The following is a 15,498-nucleotide window of genomic DNA, read 5'->3' on the forward strand; positions in this document are numbered from 1 at the left end:
CACCGTGCGCCGGTGCGTGGGGGATCGAGTGGTACGACGCCCCGAATATCGGGTATGTCGCTATTAATCCCTATCTCGTCCCCCTTTCGTCCCCGACGAACCGGACTGGGGTCACCGCTGGCCCGGGAAGTGATCGGCGTGATCGACGCAGACGGTGAACGTGCCGAATGGGCCTTCCCCGCCGAACCCGGTGCCGTCCGCACCGCCCGCCACGCCGTCCGCGGCACCCTGCGCTCCTGGGGCCTGGACTCCGTCGGCGATGTGACCGTCCTGCTGGTCAGTGAGCTGGTGACGAACTCCCTGCGCTACGCCTCCGGCCCCATCGGGGTCCGTCTGGTACGGCGCAAACCGGCCGCCGGGGATCTCGCGGGCGGCGACGCGCTGCTCGTGGAAGTTTCCGATCCGCTTCCGGATCCGCCCCGCGCGAAGGTCGCCCAGCCGGACGACGAAGGGGGCCGGGGACTCCACCTCGTGGCCGTCTCGGCACAGCGCTGGGGAACCCGTCACGGGAAATCGGGCAAGACTGTGTGGTTCGAGTTGGCTCTTCCTGGTGAGTAACAAGGTGAAGGGTGGCCAACGATCACCGGACATGGCTCGAAAACAACGGGACCTTTTTGTGATCGTGAACGCCGTGCCGTCCGGGGCCGTGGTGCTGAATACTTCGGTCATGGCCGGTCCGGTTGCGGTGAGCTGGAGGGGACGGTCGCGTGAGCGAGATACCTGCGCAGGCACATCAGGGCCGAGTGCCCAGGGAGACGTGGCACGACTCCTTGTGGCACAGCAGTCCGCCTGGCTCGATATATGACTACATAAAGGTCGCTTCTTTCTCGATCGGTCCGGACGGGCTCGTCGACCAATGGAGCCTGCGCGCCGAGGAGCTGTTCGGGCTCACCGCCGCCCAGGCGGTCGGGCGCGATCCGGTCGAGGCCTTCATGCCCCCGGAGCTGCGGGCCGGCGGGCACCGCAAGGTCGCGGAGATCCTCGACGGCAAGGAGTGGACCGGTCTGGTCCCCTTCCGGCTGCCCGAGGGCGACGGGGCGCACGGGGTGGCCGAGATCTATGTGATGCCGACGCTGACCGAGGCCGCCGAGCGGGCGGCGCTGTGCGTCGTGGTCGACGTGCGCGCGCTGCGGCGGATCGAATCCGATCTCGCGGCTTCGCAGGCGATATTCGGCCAATCTCCTTTCGGGTTCCTGCTCTTCGGTACGGACCTCACGGTGCAGCGCGCCAACCGCCGCTTCGCGACGGTGTTCGGGGGAGCCGTGGAGGAACACCGCGGCCGGACCGTGCACGACTACCTGCCCGCCCACGAGGCCGACCGGATGGCCGACGCCCTGCGCCGGGTCCTGGAGACCGGTCAGTCCGTCACCGACCTGAGGATCACCGGCGCGGCGCCGGGCAGCCGCGAGAAGCGCCACTGGTCCATCAACCTCTACCGGGTCCACGGCGGCACCGGCCTGCCCATCGGCATCGCCGGCCTCGGCACCGACGTCACCCGCCGGCACCTCGCCGCCCGGGAGGCCGCCGGGGTGCGCCGCAACCTCGCGCTCCTCAACGAGGCCGGGCACCGGATCGGGAACTCCCTCGACCTGGAGACCACCGCCCGGGAACTGCTCGACGTCACCGTCCCCGGCTTCTGCGACCTGGCCGCCGTCGACCTGTACCAGGGGCTGCTGCTCGGCGACGACGACCGCCCCGCCCGCCCGCAGGGGCCCGGAGTGCCCTCGCTGCCCGGCCAGGGGGCCGGCCGCGCCCCGTCCGCGCCGCTGCGGCGGGTCGCGTTCGCCTCGGCCGTGTCGGACGCCCCGCTGTCGGGGCCCGGCGCGCTGGTATCCGTAGGGGAGATCCACCGCTATCCGGCCGCCTCGCCCGGGGCGCTCGCCCTGCGCACGGCGCGGCCCCGGCTCACCCCCGCCGGGGGATCGGACGACCTCGTGCAGTCCACGCTGCTCGTGCCGATGGTGGCCCACGACACGGTGGTCGGCCTCGCCCAGTTCTCCCGTACGAAGGGCAGCGAGCCCTTCGGCGAGCGGGACCGGGCCGTCGCCGTCGAACTGGCCGCGCGGGCGGCCGTCTGCATCGACAACGCCCGCCTCTACCGGCGGGAACACGAAAGGGCCCTGATACTGCAACGCAGCCTGCTGCCCCCCGGCGACCCGGAGGCCGCCGGCCTCGACATCGCCTGCCGGTACCTGCCGGGGAACGCGGCGACCGAGGTCGGCGGGGACTGGTTCGACGTCATCGAGCTGCCCGGACACCGCACGGCGCTCGTCGTCGGCGACGTGATGGGGCGCGGCCTGCGCGCCGCCGTCGCCATGGGCGAGCTGCGGACCGCCGTCCGCACCCTGGCCCTGCTGGACCTCGAACCGGCGGAGGTCCTCACCGCCCTCGACGAGGTCGCGCGCGGTCTCGGCGCCCCCGGCGGCTCCCAGCAGGCGTCCCGCGCCGCCCTGCACTCGCGGGACGCCGACCGCTCCGAGGTGTACCTCGCCACCTGCGTGTACGCCGTCTACGACCCGGTCACCCGGCGCTGCACCATCGCCAACGCGGGCCACATGCCGCCCGTGCTGGTCGAACCGGCCGAGGAGGGCGGCGCCCCCCGCCCCGGCCTGCTCCTGGAGATCCCCACCGGGATGCCGCTCGGCGTGGGCGGCGAGCCCTTCGAGGAGGTCGAGGTGGAACTGCCCGAGGGCGCCCTGCTCGCGCTCTACACCGACGGATTGGTCGAATCCCGCGACCACCCGCTGGAGGAGGGGTTGCGCGGACTGCGCGAAGCCCTCGCGGACCCGGTGCGCCCGCTGGAGGACGTCTGCGACCACGTACTGAACACCCTCGACACCCGGCACGGGGAGGACGACATCGCCCTGCTCATGGCCCGCGTCCAGGGACTGCCCCTGGACGCGGTCGGCGACTGGCAACTGCCCCGCGAGGCCCGTTCGGTCGGTCGCGCCCGCGAACTGGCCCGGGGCAAGCTGCCCGCCTGGGGGCTCGAAGGCCTGCTCGACACCACGGAACTGCTGGTCAGTGAGCTGGTGACGAACGCGCTGCGGTACGGCGAGGGCGAGATCCGGCTCCGACTGCTGCTGGACCGGACCCTGGTGTGCGAGGTGTGGGACGCGAACCTGGCCCAACCCCGCCGCCGCCGGGCCCGGGACACCGACGAGGGCGGCCGCGGCCTGCAACTCGTCGGCCTGCTCTCCGCGGGCTGGGGCACCCGCCGCACCCACCGGGGAAAGACCGTCTGGTTCGAACTCCCGCTGCCCATGCCAGGCGGCCCGGGCGAGTCCGTCACCGAACTGACGGCGGAACAGCTCCTCGGCCTGTACGGATAGCCGGGCGCGGGGGCGCCGGGGGGCGCGGGGGCGCGCCACCGCGCACCGCCGTCGCACCCCCCGCCGCCCGGGCCGGGGGTCGGTCCGGATCCGGGTCAGGCCGCCCGGCCCGGCCGGCCCGCCTTGAGGGCGGCGAGGCGGTCCTCGATCTCCGCGCTCCTGCCGAGGTCCTCCAGGGACTCGAACTGCGCGTCCAGGGAGGACGCCGCCAGCTCCTGCTTGCCCATCGCCATGGCCTCCTCCCGGCGGACCTTCTCCTCGAACCGGTTCAGGTCGCTGGTCGGGTCCATGACGTCGATGTTCTTCACCGCGTCCATCATCGTGTTCTGCGCCTGCGCGGTCCTGGCCCGGGCCACCAGCTCGTCCCGCTTCGCCTGGAGCTCCGTCAGCTTGTCCCTCATCGACGCCAGGCCCGACTTCAGCTTGTCGACGACCTCGCTCTGGGCGGCGATCGTCGGCTCCGCCGTCTTCGCCTCCCGCTCCGACTGCATCTGCCGGCCGAGGGCCACCTTCGCGAGGTTGTCGAACCTGTCGGCGTCCGCGGCGCTCCCCGCCGCCCGCAGCTCGTCCGCCTTCCGGCTGGCCGCCAGCGCCTTGTCGCCCCACTCGGCCGCCGCGTCCCGGTCCTCCTTGTGGTCCGCCTCCAGCATCCGCAGGTTGCCGATGGTGGTGGCCACCGCCTGCTCGGCCTCCGAGATGTTGTTCGTGTAGTCGCGGATCAGCTGGTCCAGCATCTTCTGCGGATCCTCCGCCTGGTCCAGCAGCGCGTTGATGTTGGCCTTCGCGAGCTGGGTGACGCGGCCGAGGATGGTCTGCTTGCTCATGGGTCTCTCCTGGTGAGGGAACGTCAACATCCGGTGGCCGGGTCGCCGTGGCCACGGTCGCGCCGGTCGGTCAGAAGCGGCCGCCACCGCCCATCCGGCCGCGCGTCCCGCCGCCGCCGAAGGAGCCCGGACCGCGGCTCCCGCCGCCGCCCCCGCCGAAACCGCCCCGGCCGCCGTACCCGCCCCCGCCGAAGCCCCCGCCGCCGCGCAGGATCTCGCCGAGGATGATGCCGCCGAGCACGGCGCCGCCCCGGCCGCCGCCGGCGCGGGAACCGGCGTACGGGTTCTGGTACGCCCGTACGTCCTGCTCCGCCAGTTGCTGCGCCTGCCGGGCCATCGAATCCGCCTGCTGCGCCTCCGTCAGCGCGCCCGCCGGGTCCGTCGCGGCCAGCGACACCGAACGCTCCAGGTGCCGCTGCGCCTCCGCGAGCCGGGTCCGGGCCTGGCTGGCGACCGCGCCCCGGCTGGTGGTGATGTAGTCCGTCGCCGCGCCGATCGCGCTGCGGGCCGACAGCAGGGCCTGGTCCAGCAGGCCCGCCGCGCGGCGCCGGCCCGTCTCCTGCTCCCGCGCCCCGGCCAACGCCCCGTCGAGGGCCGCGTCGGCCTCCTCCACGCGCCGCAGCGCGTCGATCGGGTCGTACCGTCCGGCCTCCTGCTCCCGGCGCACGTCCGCCAGTACGGCCTGCGCCCGGCCGATCCGGCCGCGCAGGTCCGCCGTCGAGACGCCCTCCGCGGTGCCGGTCAGCAGCCCGGCGGCGTCGGCGAGGTCGGACTCCGTCTCGGTCAGCGCGCCCGGCAGTTTCCCGGCCGCCTCCGCCAGCTCCTGGGCCCGCCGCTCCACCGCGTCCACCAGGGTCGCCGCCTGGTCCACCGCGCCCTCGGCCGCCCGTACGTGCACGGCCGCCCGGCCGTTCTGCTCCTCGTGGAGCGCGGCCCGGGCCTCCCCGAGATGGGTCGTCGCGAACAGCAGCCGGTCCTTGGCCTGTTCCGGGTTGGAGGCCACCGGGGCCGACGCGGAGTCCGCGTACCGTCCGGCCAACGCCGTCAGCGTGGCCACCGCCGTCGTCGTCCGGCCGGTCAGCTCCCGCAAGTGCGCCTCGACGGTCTCCACCGCCCCCGGGGCGTTCTTCTCCAGGTCCCGGAGCCGGTCGAAGGCCTCCGACTCCGCGTCGAGCCGACGGTTGGCCTCCGTGCAGCGGGCCACGATCTCGTCCAGCATCCGGCGGCGGGTCGCGTCGTCCTCCGGGTAGGCGTCATCGAGCTGTTGGCGCAGCCGGAAGGCGTGCGTCAGCTCGTCCTTCGCGTGGGCCACGGCCTCCGTGAAGGTGCCGACGGCCTCGTCGCCGAACTGTGCCGAGGCGAAGCCGAGTTCCTCCGTGCTGGTGCGGACCGCGTCGTCCGTCCCGACCAGCAGCGCCTTGGCCCGGGCGTCCAGCTCCGGCAGCGGCATCTCCGCGCGCTGCCCGTCCCAGCCCGCGTGCGAGGTCGCCGCACCGCGGCCGCCGCCGGCCCTGCCGCGCTTGCGGCGGCTGTACGCGTACGCGCCGAGCGCGCCGGCCGCGCCGACCGCGACGACCGGCAGGACGAAGTCGCCCGCGCCGCTCCCGCCGCCCGCGCCGCCCCCCGGATCGGCCGCGCCGGGGGTGATGGCCGGGACCGGCACCGGCAGTCCGCCGAGCACCGCGCCGTAGCCGTTCGCCGCGCCGATCGCGGCGCCCGCCCAGTCGTTCTCCCGCAGGGCGGGCTCGATGGCGGTCCGGGCGACGTCCGCCAGCTGCCGCTCCGTGAAACCGGACTCGGTATCGGCCGAATAGGCGTACTGCCGGTCCCCGGTCGCCACCGCGAGCAGGACGTCGTTCTGCCCCAGCCCGTTCTTCTGGGCCGTGGCGTCCGCCCAGCTCTGCGCGGAGCGCCCGGAGAAGTCGTTGACGTAGGTGACGAAGAGTTGGATCCGACGGTCGGCGTACAACTGGTCGAGCGCCGCCGTCACCGCCGGCAGCCGGTCGCCCAGCGCCCCGACGCGGTCGGTGACCTGCCCCTGCCGCGACAGGGTGACGGGATCCTCGGCGCGGGCCGCGGGCGCCCCGACCACCCCCCACCCGCCGAACGCCAGCAGCGCGGCGGCCAGGGCCGATCCGGTGCGCAGGGATATCCGGGCGGCGGAGCGCCTCTTCGTCCAGGGGGGCCGAGTCACATTTCGGAGATTATGGTCGGTTCGCCCCGCCCGCACCCGGAGTGGACCGCCTGCCGTGCTCCCGGCGGCGACCCGGTCCCGACGGGCCGGCCGCGACCGGCCGGCTCCGGCTACGGGACCGCGATGGTCGTCAGCTCCGGCAGGGCGAGCGCGACGCCGGCGCCGGTCCGTACCGCGCTGCCGATGCCGGCGTGCTCCCACCGCCAGTGGAGTTCCCCCGTCAGCAGGTCCAGAGCGGCCAGGAACGGGGGCCGGGGGGTGCGCCCGAGCAGCCCGCCGCGGCCGCCGTCCGCGGCCTTCACGTACAGCAGGTCCCGCGCGCCGGGCGCGCCGGGCGCGTCCCGCACGCCGCGCGGATCCGGGCCGGCGCCCAGCAGCTCGACCGCGCAGTCCGGGCCCTGACGGCGGACCAGCGGCCGCCGCCAGCGCACCGCGCCGCTCTCCGCGTCCAGCGCGCACACCGTGTCCCAGCCCTCCTGCGCCCGGTGCGCGGCCACGTGGACGGTGTCGTCGAGGGACAGCAGCCCGGTCGGAGCCGGAGTGCCGGCGTCGAAGTGCCAGACGACGTGCCCCTCGCGCCGGTGCAGTGCCCGTACGGTCTTCCCGTCCGTCACGTGCACCGGGCCGCCGGGCAGTCTCGGTCCGCCGCGGTGGGTGTTGCGCGGCCAGTGCCACAGCGGCTTCCCCGTGGGCAGGTGCAGGGCGGTGAGCAGCAGGCCGTCCGCCAGGACCAGGCAGTTCCCGGAGACGGTCGGCCGGCGGGAGACGGTGCCCTGGACCCCGTACCGCCACACGGTCTCCCCGCTCGCCGCGTCCAGGGCGGTGAGCCCGCCGCCCGCCCCGTACAGGACCAGCCCGCCGGGCGCGGTCAGCACCGGGGTCCTGGCCGGCGGTTCCGGCAGGTCGCGCCACCAGCGGACCCGGCCGTCGCCGGCCTCCCGGGCCAGTACGCGCACGCCCTCGCCGTCCCGGCCCGACACGGCCACGTACACCGCCCCGGGGTCCGCCGCCGAGGACACGGCCGAGACCGCGGGCAGCTCCGACGCGGGCACGCCCTCGTCGGCGCGGGCCGTCCACAGCGCGGCCCCGGTGGCGGCCCACACCGAGCCCACCTCCGGCCCGGTACGCCACACCACGCTGTCCCCGGCCGCGTGCAGGGCCTGCGGCCGGACGCGGGAGCGCCACAGCACCTCCCCGGGCGGGGCCGCGTCCCGCGTCCGGGCCGGCCCGCCGGCGGCCGGACCCCCGCCGGCGGTCCGGCCCGTCCCGGACCCGGGGCCCCGGGCCGGGGAGCCGGGTGACGGGTCACGGCCGGCGTCGGGGTCCGCGCGCCCGGCCCGTCCCGTCCCGGGCCCGCCCCCCGGCTCGGCGCTCCCGGCCCCCGCCCCCGCCGCCCGGCCCGCCGCGGTCGCCCCGGCGCCGGTCGCCCCGGCCGCCGCCGCGGCTTCCGCCGCCGACGCCCGCTCCAGCGCGCGCAGCGCCGTCGCGGTCCGCGCCGCCGACGCGGGGCGGTCGTCCGGGGCCTTCTCCAACAGCGTCGCCAGCAGCGCGGCCAGGTCCGGCGCCACCGGCAGCGCCGCCGGGACCTCCTCGACGTGGCGCAGCATGAGCGCGTACGGGCTCCCGGCGGAGCCGAACGGCGGCTCCCCGCTCAGCAGGGCGTACAGCACGCACCCCAGCGCGTACAGGTCGCACCGGGCGTCGACCCGCTCGCCCCGCCACTGCTCGGGCGCCATGTACGCGGGGGTGCCGAACATCCGGCCCGTGACCGTCCAGCCCGGCGTCGCGTCCGAGGAGTGGGCTATGCCGAAGTCGCAGATCTTGAGTCGGCCGCCGGGCAGCAGGAACAGGTTCCCGGGCTTGAGGTCCCGGTGCACCACGGCCTGCGCGTGCGCCGCGGACAGGGCCTCGGCCGTCTGCGCGGCCAGGTCGAGGGCCGTCGCCACCGGTAGCCCGCCCGGTGAGCGGGCCAGGACCGCCGCCAGGTCCTCGCCGGACAGCAGCTCCATGACGAGGAACAGCCGGCCGTCCTGCCGGCCCACGTCGTGCACCACGGTGATCCCGGGGTGCTGGAGCCGCGCCCCGATCGTCGCCTCGCGCCGGAACCGCGCGACCGGCTCGTCGCCGGTGGCGGCCTCCAGCAACACCTTCACCGCGACCGACCGGTCCAGGTTCAGGTCGTGCCCGCGCCACACCTCGCCCATCCCGCCCCGACCGAGCCGCTCGTCCAGCCGGTACCGGCCCGCCAGTTCATCCCCCACCCGCACCGCGCATGCCCCCTGACTCCACGTCAATGGCGTTTCCCCAGGGGGCATTGTGTACCGCGAAGTGAACGGCAGGGGGTCGGGTCGATGGGGGGGCACGGCGTTCCTACGGGGCGCCGCGCCTGCGGATCCGGCTCCCCAGCCACACCAGCGGGTCGTACTTGCGGTCCACGGCCCGCTCCTTCAGCGGGATCAGGGCGTTGTCGGTGATCCGGATGCCCTCGGGACAGACCTCCGTACAGCACTTGGTGATGTTGCACAGCCCCAGCCCGTGCTCCTCCTGGGCCGCGCGCCCGCGGTCCAGTCCGGCCTCGGCCGCCGCGTCCAGCGGGTGCATGTCGAGCTCGGCGACCCGCATCAGGAAGCGCGGACCGGCGAAGGCGCCCTTGTTCTCCTCGTGGTCGCGGACCACGTGACAGGTGTCCTGGCACAGGAAGCACTCGATGCACTTGCGGAACTCCTGCGAGCGTTCCACGTCCACCTGGTCCATCCGGTACGCGCCCGCCGGCACCCCCTCCGGCGGGACGAACGCGGGCACCTCCCGCGCCTTCGCGTAGTTGAAGGACACGTCCGTGACCAGGTCCCGGACCACGGGGAACGCCCGCAGCGGGGTGATCGTGACGGTCTCCTCCCGGTCGAAGACGGACATCCGCGTCATGCACAGCAGCCGCGGTCGCCCGTTGACCTCGGCGCTGCACGAACCGCACTTGCCCGCCTTGCAGTTCCAGCGCACCGCCAGGTCCGGGGTCTGCGTCGCCTGGAGCCGGTGCACGATGTCGAGCACCACCTCGCCGTCGTGCACCTCGACGGTGAAGTCCCGCAGTTCGCCGCCCTCGGCGTCGCCGCGCCAGACCCGGAAGGCGGCATCGTAGGTGGTCATCCGTAGAGCTCCTCTTCGGCGAGGTACTTGACCAGCTCGTCCTTCTCGAACAGCGCGAGCAGGTCGGGGCGGATGGGTTCGGTCCGGGTCCGCACGAGCGCGATCCGGTCGGCCGCCGGGTCGGCCGGGTCCGGCCCGGGCTCCGCCGGGACGCACAGCAGGTTCACCGCACGCCAGTCCCGCTCCATCGTCGGGCGGTCCTCGCGGGTGTGGCCGCCCCGGCTCTCGGTGCGCTCCAGCGCCGCCCGGGCCACGCACTCGCTGACCAGCAGCATGTTGCGCAGGTCCAGCGCCAGGTGCCAGCCCGGGTTGAACTGCCGGTGCCCCTCGACCCCGGCCCGGGCGGCCCGTACGCGCAGCCCCGCGAGCTTCTCCAGCGCCTCGGCCATCTCCGCGTCCCGGCGGATGATGCCGACCAGGTCGTTCATGGTCGTCTGGAGCTCCTGGTGGAGCGTGTACGGGTTCTCCGCGCCCTCGGCGGCGTGGAAGGGGGCCAGGGCCTCCTCCGCCGCCGCGTCGACCTGTCCCGGGGAGACGGCCGGCCGGGCGGGCCCGGCCGCCGCGGCGTGCTCCGCCGCGTGCAGGCCGGCCCGGCGGCCGAACACCAGCAGGTCGGAGAGGGAGTTGCCGCCGAGCCGGTTCGAGCCGTGCATGCCGCCGGCGACCTCACCGGCGGCGAACAGCCCGGGCACCCCCACCGTCGCCGCGGTGTCGGAGTCGACCGCGATCCCGCCCATCACGTAGTGGCAGGTCGGGCCGACCTCCATCGCCTCGGCGGTGATGTCCACGTCCGCCAGCTCCTTGAACTGGTGGTACATCGAGGGCAGCCGTCGCCGGATCCGCTCGGCCGGCATCCGGGTCGACACGTCGAGGAACACCCCGCCGTGCGGGGAACCGCGGCCCGCCTTGACCTCGGAGTTGATCGCCCGGGCCACCTCGTCGCGGGGGAGCAGTTCGGGCGGACGCCGGTTGTGGTCCGGGTCCTCGTACCAGCGGTCGCCCTCCTCCTCCGACTCGGCGTACTTCTCCTTGAAGACGTCCGGGACGTAGTCGAACATGAACCGCTCGCCCTCGCTGTTGCGCAGTACCCCGCCGTCGCCGCGCACCGATTCGGTGACGAGGATGCCCTTGACCGAGGGCGGCCAGACCATGCCGGTCGGATGGAACTGCACGAACTCCATGTTCAGCAGGGGCGCTCCGGCTAGCAGCGCGAGCGCGTGCCCGTCGCCGGTGTACTCCCAGGAGTTGGAGGTGGTCTTGAAGGACTTGCCGATCCCGCCCGTGGCCAGCACCACCGCCGGCGCCTCCAGGACGAAGAAGCGGCCCGACTCGCGCTCGTAGCAGAACGCCCCCGAGACGGCGTCGCCGTCCTTCAGGATCCGGGTCACCGTGCACTCCTGGAAGACCTTGAGCCGGGCCTCGTGGTCCCCGTGCTCCTTGAAGTCCTCCTGCTGGAGGGCGACGATCTTCTGCTGGAGGGTACGGATCAACTCCAGGCCGGTGCGGTCGCCGACGTGCGCGAGGCGCGGGTACTCGTGGCCGCCGAAGTTGCGCTGGGAGATCCTCCCGTCGGGCGTGCGGTCGAACAGCGCCCCCCAGGTCTCCAGTTCCCAGACCCGGTCCGGGGCCTCCTTGGCGTGCAGCTCGGCCATCCGCCACTGGTTGAGGAACTTCCCGCCGCGCATGGTGTCGCGGAAGTGGACCTGCCAGTTGTCGCCCCCGTTGACGTTTCCCATGGAGGCGGCGATGCCGCCCTCGGCCATCACCGTGTGGGCCTTGCCGAAGAGGGACTTGCAGATCACGGCTGTCCGCGCGCCCCGCTCCCGGGCCTCGATGGCGGCCCGCAGTCCGGCGCCGCCGGCGCCGACCACGACCACGTCCCACTGCTGCCGGTCGACTTGCGCCATGTCAGAAGATCCTCGGGTCGTCGAAGGTGCCGGTGGCCAGCAGGTACACGTAGAGGTCGCACAGGGCGACGCTGATCAGCGAGGCCCACGCCAACTGCATGTGGCGGGCGTTGAGCCGGCTGACCCGGCCCCACAGCCGGTAGCGCACCGGGTGCTTCGAGAAGTGCTTCAGGCGGCCGCCCATGATGTGCCGACAGGAGTGGCAGGACAGGGTGTACGCCCAGATCAGCACGGTGTTGGCCAGGAAGATCAAGGTGCCCAGGCCCGCGTGGCCCCAGTCGTAGTGCGCGTCGCGAAAGGTCAGCGCGGTGTCGTAGGTGAGGATCCCGGCGACCGGGACCGCCGCGTAGAAGAAGTAGCGGTGCGCGTTCTGCAGGATCAGCGGGAAGCGCGTCTCACCCGTGTACGAGGCGTGCGGCTCGGCGACGGCGCAGGCGGGCGGCGACGCCCAGAAGCCCCGGTAATAGGCCTTGCGGTAGTAGTAGCAGGTCAACCGGAAGCCGAGCGGGAAGATCAGGATCAGCAGCGCGGGGGACAGGCCCCACCAGCTGCCGAACAGGTCCAGGTTGGGGCCGCCGCGCATCCGCTCGCAGTTCTCCGCCAGGCAGGGGGAGTAGAACGGGGAGACGTACGGGGCCGCGTAGTAGTGGGCGTTGGCGAACGCCCGCCAGGTCGAGTACGCGATGAAGGCGAGCAGCCCGGCCGCGGTGCCGGCGGGCGAGAGCCACCACCGGTCGGTGCGCAGGTGTCGGGCCGCGATGGCGGCCCGGGAGGGCCCGTGGACGCCGCCGGGCCGCTGCTGGGATGGTTCCGTGCCTGTGGCCAAGGAGAACTCCGGGTGGAGTGTCGAGGGGTGGCCCAGGAGACCCGGCGCCGCGGGCGCCGGGCCAGATGGGGTGGGTGCGGACGGTCCGACGGCGCCTCAGGGGGCGCGGCGGTCGCGGGCTCCGAGGCCCTCGTCGTCGGAGTCCGTCCAGAGCGAGCTGTCGTACGGCGTGTCCGGGACGGTGATCATCGGGGCCTGACCGGGCGGCTGCGGTGCGTCGCCCGACGCCTGCCGGGCAACGTCGCGCTCCAGCCGCTCCACCGAGCGGACCAGCTCGTCCAGGTTGCGTCGTACGGCGGTCAGATCGTCTTGCAGGGACATGACGTGCCCTCACTTCCGCGGGTGCGGTGACCGTGCTCATGGGCGCCTGCGAGTGTCGCCCCTGCCGTCCCCGGTTGTGAAGACGCGTGCGGCGATTGCGGGCGCGCAGGCCGAAACGCGCGCCCCTCCCGCCCCGTCCCGTCCCTCGATCGGCGCAGCGACGGCCCCGTTCGCGAGCCGGATTGGTCCGCCCGGGTGGGGTTCGCGGCGTGGCGCGGTCCGGCTCCGGGGCGCCCGGGGGGCTGTCTATTTCAGTGGGTTTCAACACCAGTGTGATCAGCTCCATATACCGCCGAACGTGATCTTGACCCCCCTCTCGCGTCCCATCACGCCCCGCTCCGGAGGTACCACCCATGTCCCAGCGAACGCGCAGGTCCTTGGCGCTCCTGACCTCGGGAGTCCTCGCACTGCCGCTCCTCGCGGGCTGCGGCGCGGGCGACGAGGAAGGTGGACGGGCCGCAGCGGGTCCGGACATCGCGACGACGGCCCGCGACCGGGTCACCGACGGCGGCGTCCTGCGCTGGGCGGTGGACAGCGTGCCGAACACGCTGAACACGTTCCAGGCCGACGCGGACGCCACCACCTCCCGCATCGCCGGCGCCGTCCTGCCGCACCTGTTCGTCCTGGACGGCAAGGGGCGGCCCGTGGCCAATCCCGACTACCTGGAGAAGGCCGAGGTCGTCGACCGCGAGCCCAAGCAGGTCGTCCTCTACAAGCTGCACCAGCAGGCGGTCTGGAGCGACGGCCGCGAGATCGGGGCCGCCGACTTCGTCGCCCAGTGGCGGGCCCTGAACGGCAAGGACTCGGCGTACTGGACGGCGCGCAACGCGGGCTACGACCGGATCGAGAAGATCGAGAAGGGCAAGACCGACCTGGAGGTCAAGGTCACCTTCTCCAAGCCCTACGCGGACTGGCGCTCGCTGTTCAGCCCGCTGTACCCCAAGCAGGTCACCGGCACCCCGGACGCCTTCAACGAGGGCGCCCGCGGCACCCTCAAGGTCACCGCCGGACCCTTCTCCCTCGGGGCCGTCGACAAGCAGACCGGCACCGCGGCGCTGACCCGCAACCCGCGCTGGTGGGGCCACCCCGCGAAGCTCGACACCCTGGTCCTGACGGCGGTGCCGCGCGCGCAGCGGCCCGCCGCGCTGGCCGCCGGGAAGATCGACCTCGGCGAGCTCGACCGGGCGGGCGCCGACCGGATCGCCCTCGCCCACCGCGACGCCGGGCGCGACCGGGGCGCCAACGGGGCGCACGGCCCCGCCGCCGCCCTGACGCCCGCGCAGGCCACCCTGTCCTGGGCACTGGCCCACGGCGCGGACGAGGGCAAGGCCCGGGAGGAGCAGGAGCTGCGGCAGAAGAACGCCGACGCCGTCAAGAAGTACGCCGACGAGCAGGCGGCCCTGCGCACCTTCGCCGTCCGCAAGTCGCTGGAGCCCGCCTACACCCAGCTCGCCATGAACGGCGCCTCCGGCCCGCTGGCCGACGAACGGGTCCGGCGCGCCGTCGCGCGGGCCCTGGACCGCAAGGCACTGGCCGAGATCGTGCTCAAGCCGCTCGGCCTGCCCGCCGAGCCCGTCGGCAGCCACCTGGCGCTGGCCGGGCAGCAGGCGTACGCCGACAACAGCGACGCCCTCGGCGGCCAGGACCCCAAGGCCTCCCAGGCGCTCCTCGCCGACGCGGGCTGGCGCCGGGGCGGCCGGCTGACCGACCCCGCCGGCACCAAGGCGGGCCCGGAGGGCGCCGCGAAGGACGACTCGAAGACCCCCTCGGCCGCCGCGGGCCCGGGCACCGGCAACGACGGCCTGTACATCGTGGGCGAGGACGACGGCCGCAACGGCGACCTGCGCTCGGCCACCGCCCAGCTGACCGCCCGCACCCGAGCCCTCCCCGGCCGCCCCGCCGCGGCTCCGGGCGACCACGAGGGGGCGCCGGGGCACGACGCCCTGCCGCCGCTCCCGGACGGGTCCGCGTACGGCCTCGACGGGGAGATCGTCGACGCCGACGCCTTCCTGCCGGGCGGACCCGGCGCCCGGCAGGACCGGCCCGGCGCGCTGGCCCCCGCCTCCCTCGCCGCCCAGCAGGAGGACGTCCTGCTGGCGCAGGCCGAGGCCGTGGACGACGGCAAGCGCGCCGAGGGCGCGGCGGACGCCGAGGGCAAGGCGCCGGCGGACGAGGACGACGCCAAGGAGCCCGCGGAGGCCAGCCCCGCCCCCGCCCCCGCCAAGCAGACGACCCGCACCTCCGGCACCATGCTCGCCAAGGACGGCAAGCAGCTCACCCTGCGCTTCGTGCTCCCCGCCGGCCCGGGCTCGGAGGCCCTGCGCTCGGTCGGCGAGCGGATCGCCGTGATGCTCCGCGAGATCGGCATCGGCACCGAGATCACCAAGGTCGCGGACGAGAGCTTCTTCAAGGACCACATCGCCTCGGGCCAGTACGACCTGGCCCTCTACTCCTGGCCCGCGACGGCCTACCCGGCCACCGACGCCCGGCCGATCTTCGCCAAGCCGGAGCCGGCCGCCGACGGCTCGCTGCTCGTCGAACAGAACTACACCCGCGTCGGCACCGACCACATCGACCAGCTCTTCGACGAGGCCCTCGGTGAGCTCGACGAGAAGCAGGCCCGCGAACTGATGCGCAAGGCGGACGCCCGGATCTGGGCCGCCGCCGGATCCGTCCCGCTCTACCAGCGCCCCGAGCTGGTGGCGGCCAAGCCCGGGCTGGTGAACGCCGGCGCCTTCGGCCTCGGAGCGCCCCGCTTCCAGGACATCGGGTGGAAGAAGGCCGTCCAGGCGAAGGACAAGAAGAAGTAGGGGCGGCCGGCGGGCGTACCGCCGGAGGAGAAGTGGTGACAAACGGGTGCGCCGGCGGGTGACCCGCGGGTCACAAGCTCAGAAGTGACTCAAGTCCCTTGCCCGCCGGACACCCGGCGGGCAAGGTCGTTCATACCCGT

The 15,498-nt window shown here is 74.3% G+C and carries 10 protein-coding genes; 3 read left to right on the top strand and 7 right to left on the bottom strand.

Annotation, left to right across the window (positions count from 1 at the left end):
• Window positions 1-129: 129 nt before the first annotated feature.
• Together ACZ4XJ_RS17595 and ACZ4XJ_RS17600 are read left to right on the top strand one after the other, a co-directional pair.
• The gene (locus ACZ4XJ_RS17595) at window positions 130-558 is read left to right on the top strand and encodes an ATP-binding protein (RefSeq protein WP_362877423.1); all 429 of its coding nucleotides are present in this window, start codon (window positions 130-132) and stop codon (window positions 556-558) included.
• A 149-nt stretch (window positions 559-707) separates the two neighbouring features.
• Window positions 708-3,332: a SpoIIE family protein phosphatase gene (locus tag ACZ4XJ_RS17600; protein ID WP_468496672.1), complete on the top strand. Its 2,625-nt coding sequence runs from the start codon at window positions 708-710 to the stop codon at window positions 3,330-3,332.
• A 95-nt stretch (window positions 3,333-3,427) separates the two neighbouring features.
• Here the strand turns inward: ACZ4XJ_RS17600 and ACZ4XJ_RS17605 are convergent, their stop codons facing one another.
• The 7 genes from ACZ4XJ_RS17605 to ACZ4XJ_RS17635 all read right to left on the bottom strand — a co-directional run bounded on the left by ACZ4XJ_RS17605 (window position 3,428) and on the right by ACZ4XJ_RS17635 (window position 12,548).
• Window positions 3,428-4,156: a PspA/IM30 family protein gene (locus ACZ4XJ_RS17605; RefSeq protein WP_468496673.1), complete on the bottom strand. Its 729-nt coding sequence runs from the start codon at window positions 4,154-4,156 to the stop codon at window positions 3,428-3,430.
• A gap of 70 nt (window positions 4,157-4,226) precedes the next feature.
• Window positions 4,227-6,350 (bottom strand): TPM domain-containing protein, encoded by a 2,124-nt coding sequence (locus ACZ4XJ_RS17610; RefSeq protein ID WP_468496674.1) that lies wholly within the window; start codon window positions 6,348-6,350, stop codon window positions 4,227-4,229.
• Window positions 6,351-6,460: 110 nt separating this feature from the next.
• Entirely contained in the window at window positions 6,461-8,617 is a 2,157-nt protein-coding gene (locus ACZ4XJ_RS17615; protein ID WP_468496675.1) for a protein kinase domain-containing protein, read from the bottom strand.
• Between the two features lie 103 nt (window positions 8,618-8,720).
• Window positions 8,721-9,494: a succinate dehydrogenase/fumarate reductase iron-sulfur subunit gene (locus ACZ4XJ_RS17620; protein WP_362877426.1), complete on the bottom strand. Its 774-nt coding sequence runs from the start codon at window positions 9,492-9,494 to the stop codon at window positions 8,721-8,723.
• Window positions 9,491-11,401 (bottom strand): fumarate reductase/succinate dehydrogenase flavoprotein subunit, encoded by a 1,911-nt coding sequence (locus tag ACZ4XJ_RS17625; RefSeq protein WP_468496676.1) that lies wholly within the window; start codon window positions 11,399-11,401, stop codon window positions 9,491-9,493. Before ACZ4XJ_RS17625 ends, ACZ4XJ_RS17620 begins: the two co-directional genes overlap by 4 nt.
• A 1-nt stretch (window position 11,402) precedes the next feature.
• Window positions 11,403-12,227 carry a hypothetical protein gene (locus tag ACZ4XJ_RS17630; protein WP_468496677.1) on the bottom strand — a complete coding sequence of 275 codons (825 nt, stop codon included), beginning with the start codon at window positions 12,225-12,227 and terminating at the stop codon, window positions 11,403-11,405.
• Window positions 12,228-12,323: 96 nt separating this feature from the next.
• Window positions 12,324-12,548, bottom strand: coding sequence for a hypothetical protein (locus tag ACZ4XJ_RS17635; protein WP_362877429.1), 225 nt, complete (start codon window positions 12,546-12,548; stop codon window positions 12,324-12,326).
• Between the two features lie 353 nt (window positions 12,549-12,901).
• Between ACZ4XJ_RS17635 and ACZ4XJ_RS17640 the strand changes: the two genes are divergently transcribed.
• The gene (locus ACZ4XJ_RS17640) at window positions 12,902-15,358 is read left to right on the top strand and encodes an ABC transporter family substrate-binding protein (protein ID WP_468496678.1); all 2,457 of its coding nucleotides are present in this window, start codon (window positions 12,902-12,904) and stop codon (window positions 15,356-15,358) included.
• The last annotated feature ends 140 nt before the right edge of the window (window positions 15,359-15,498 follow it).

The organism is Streptomyces sp. NPDC029836, assembly GCF_055574495.1.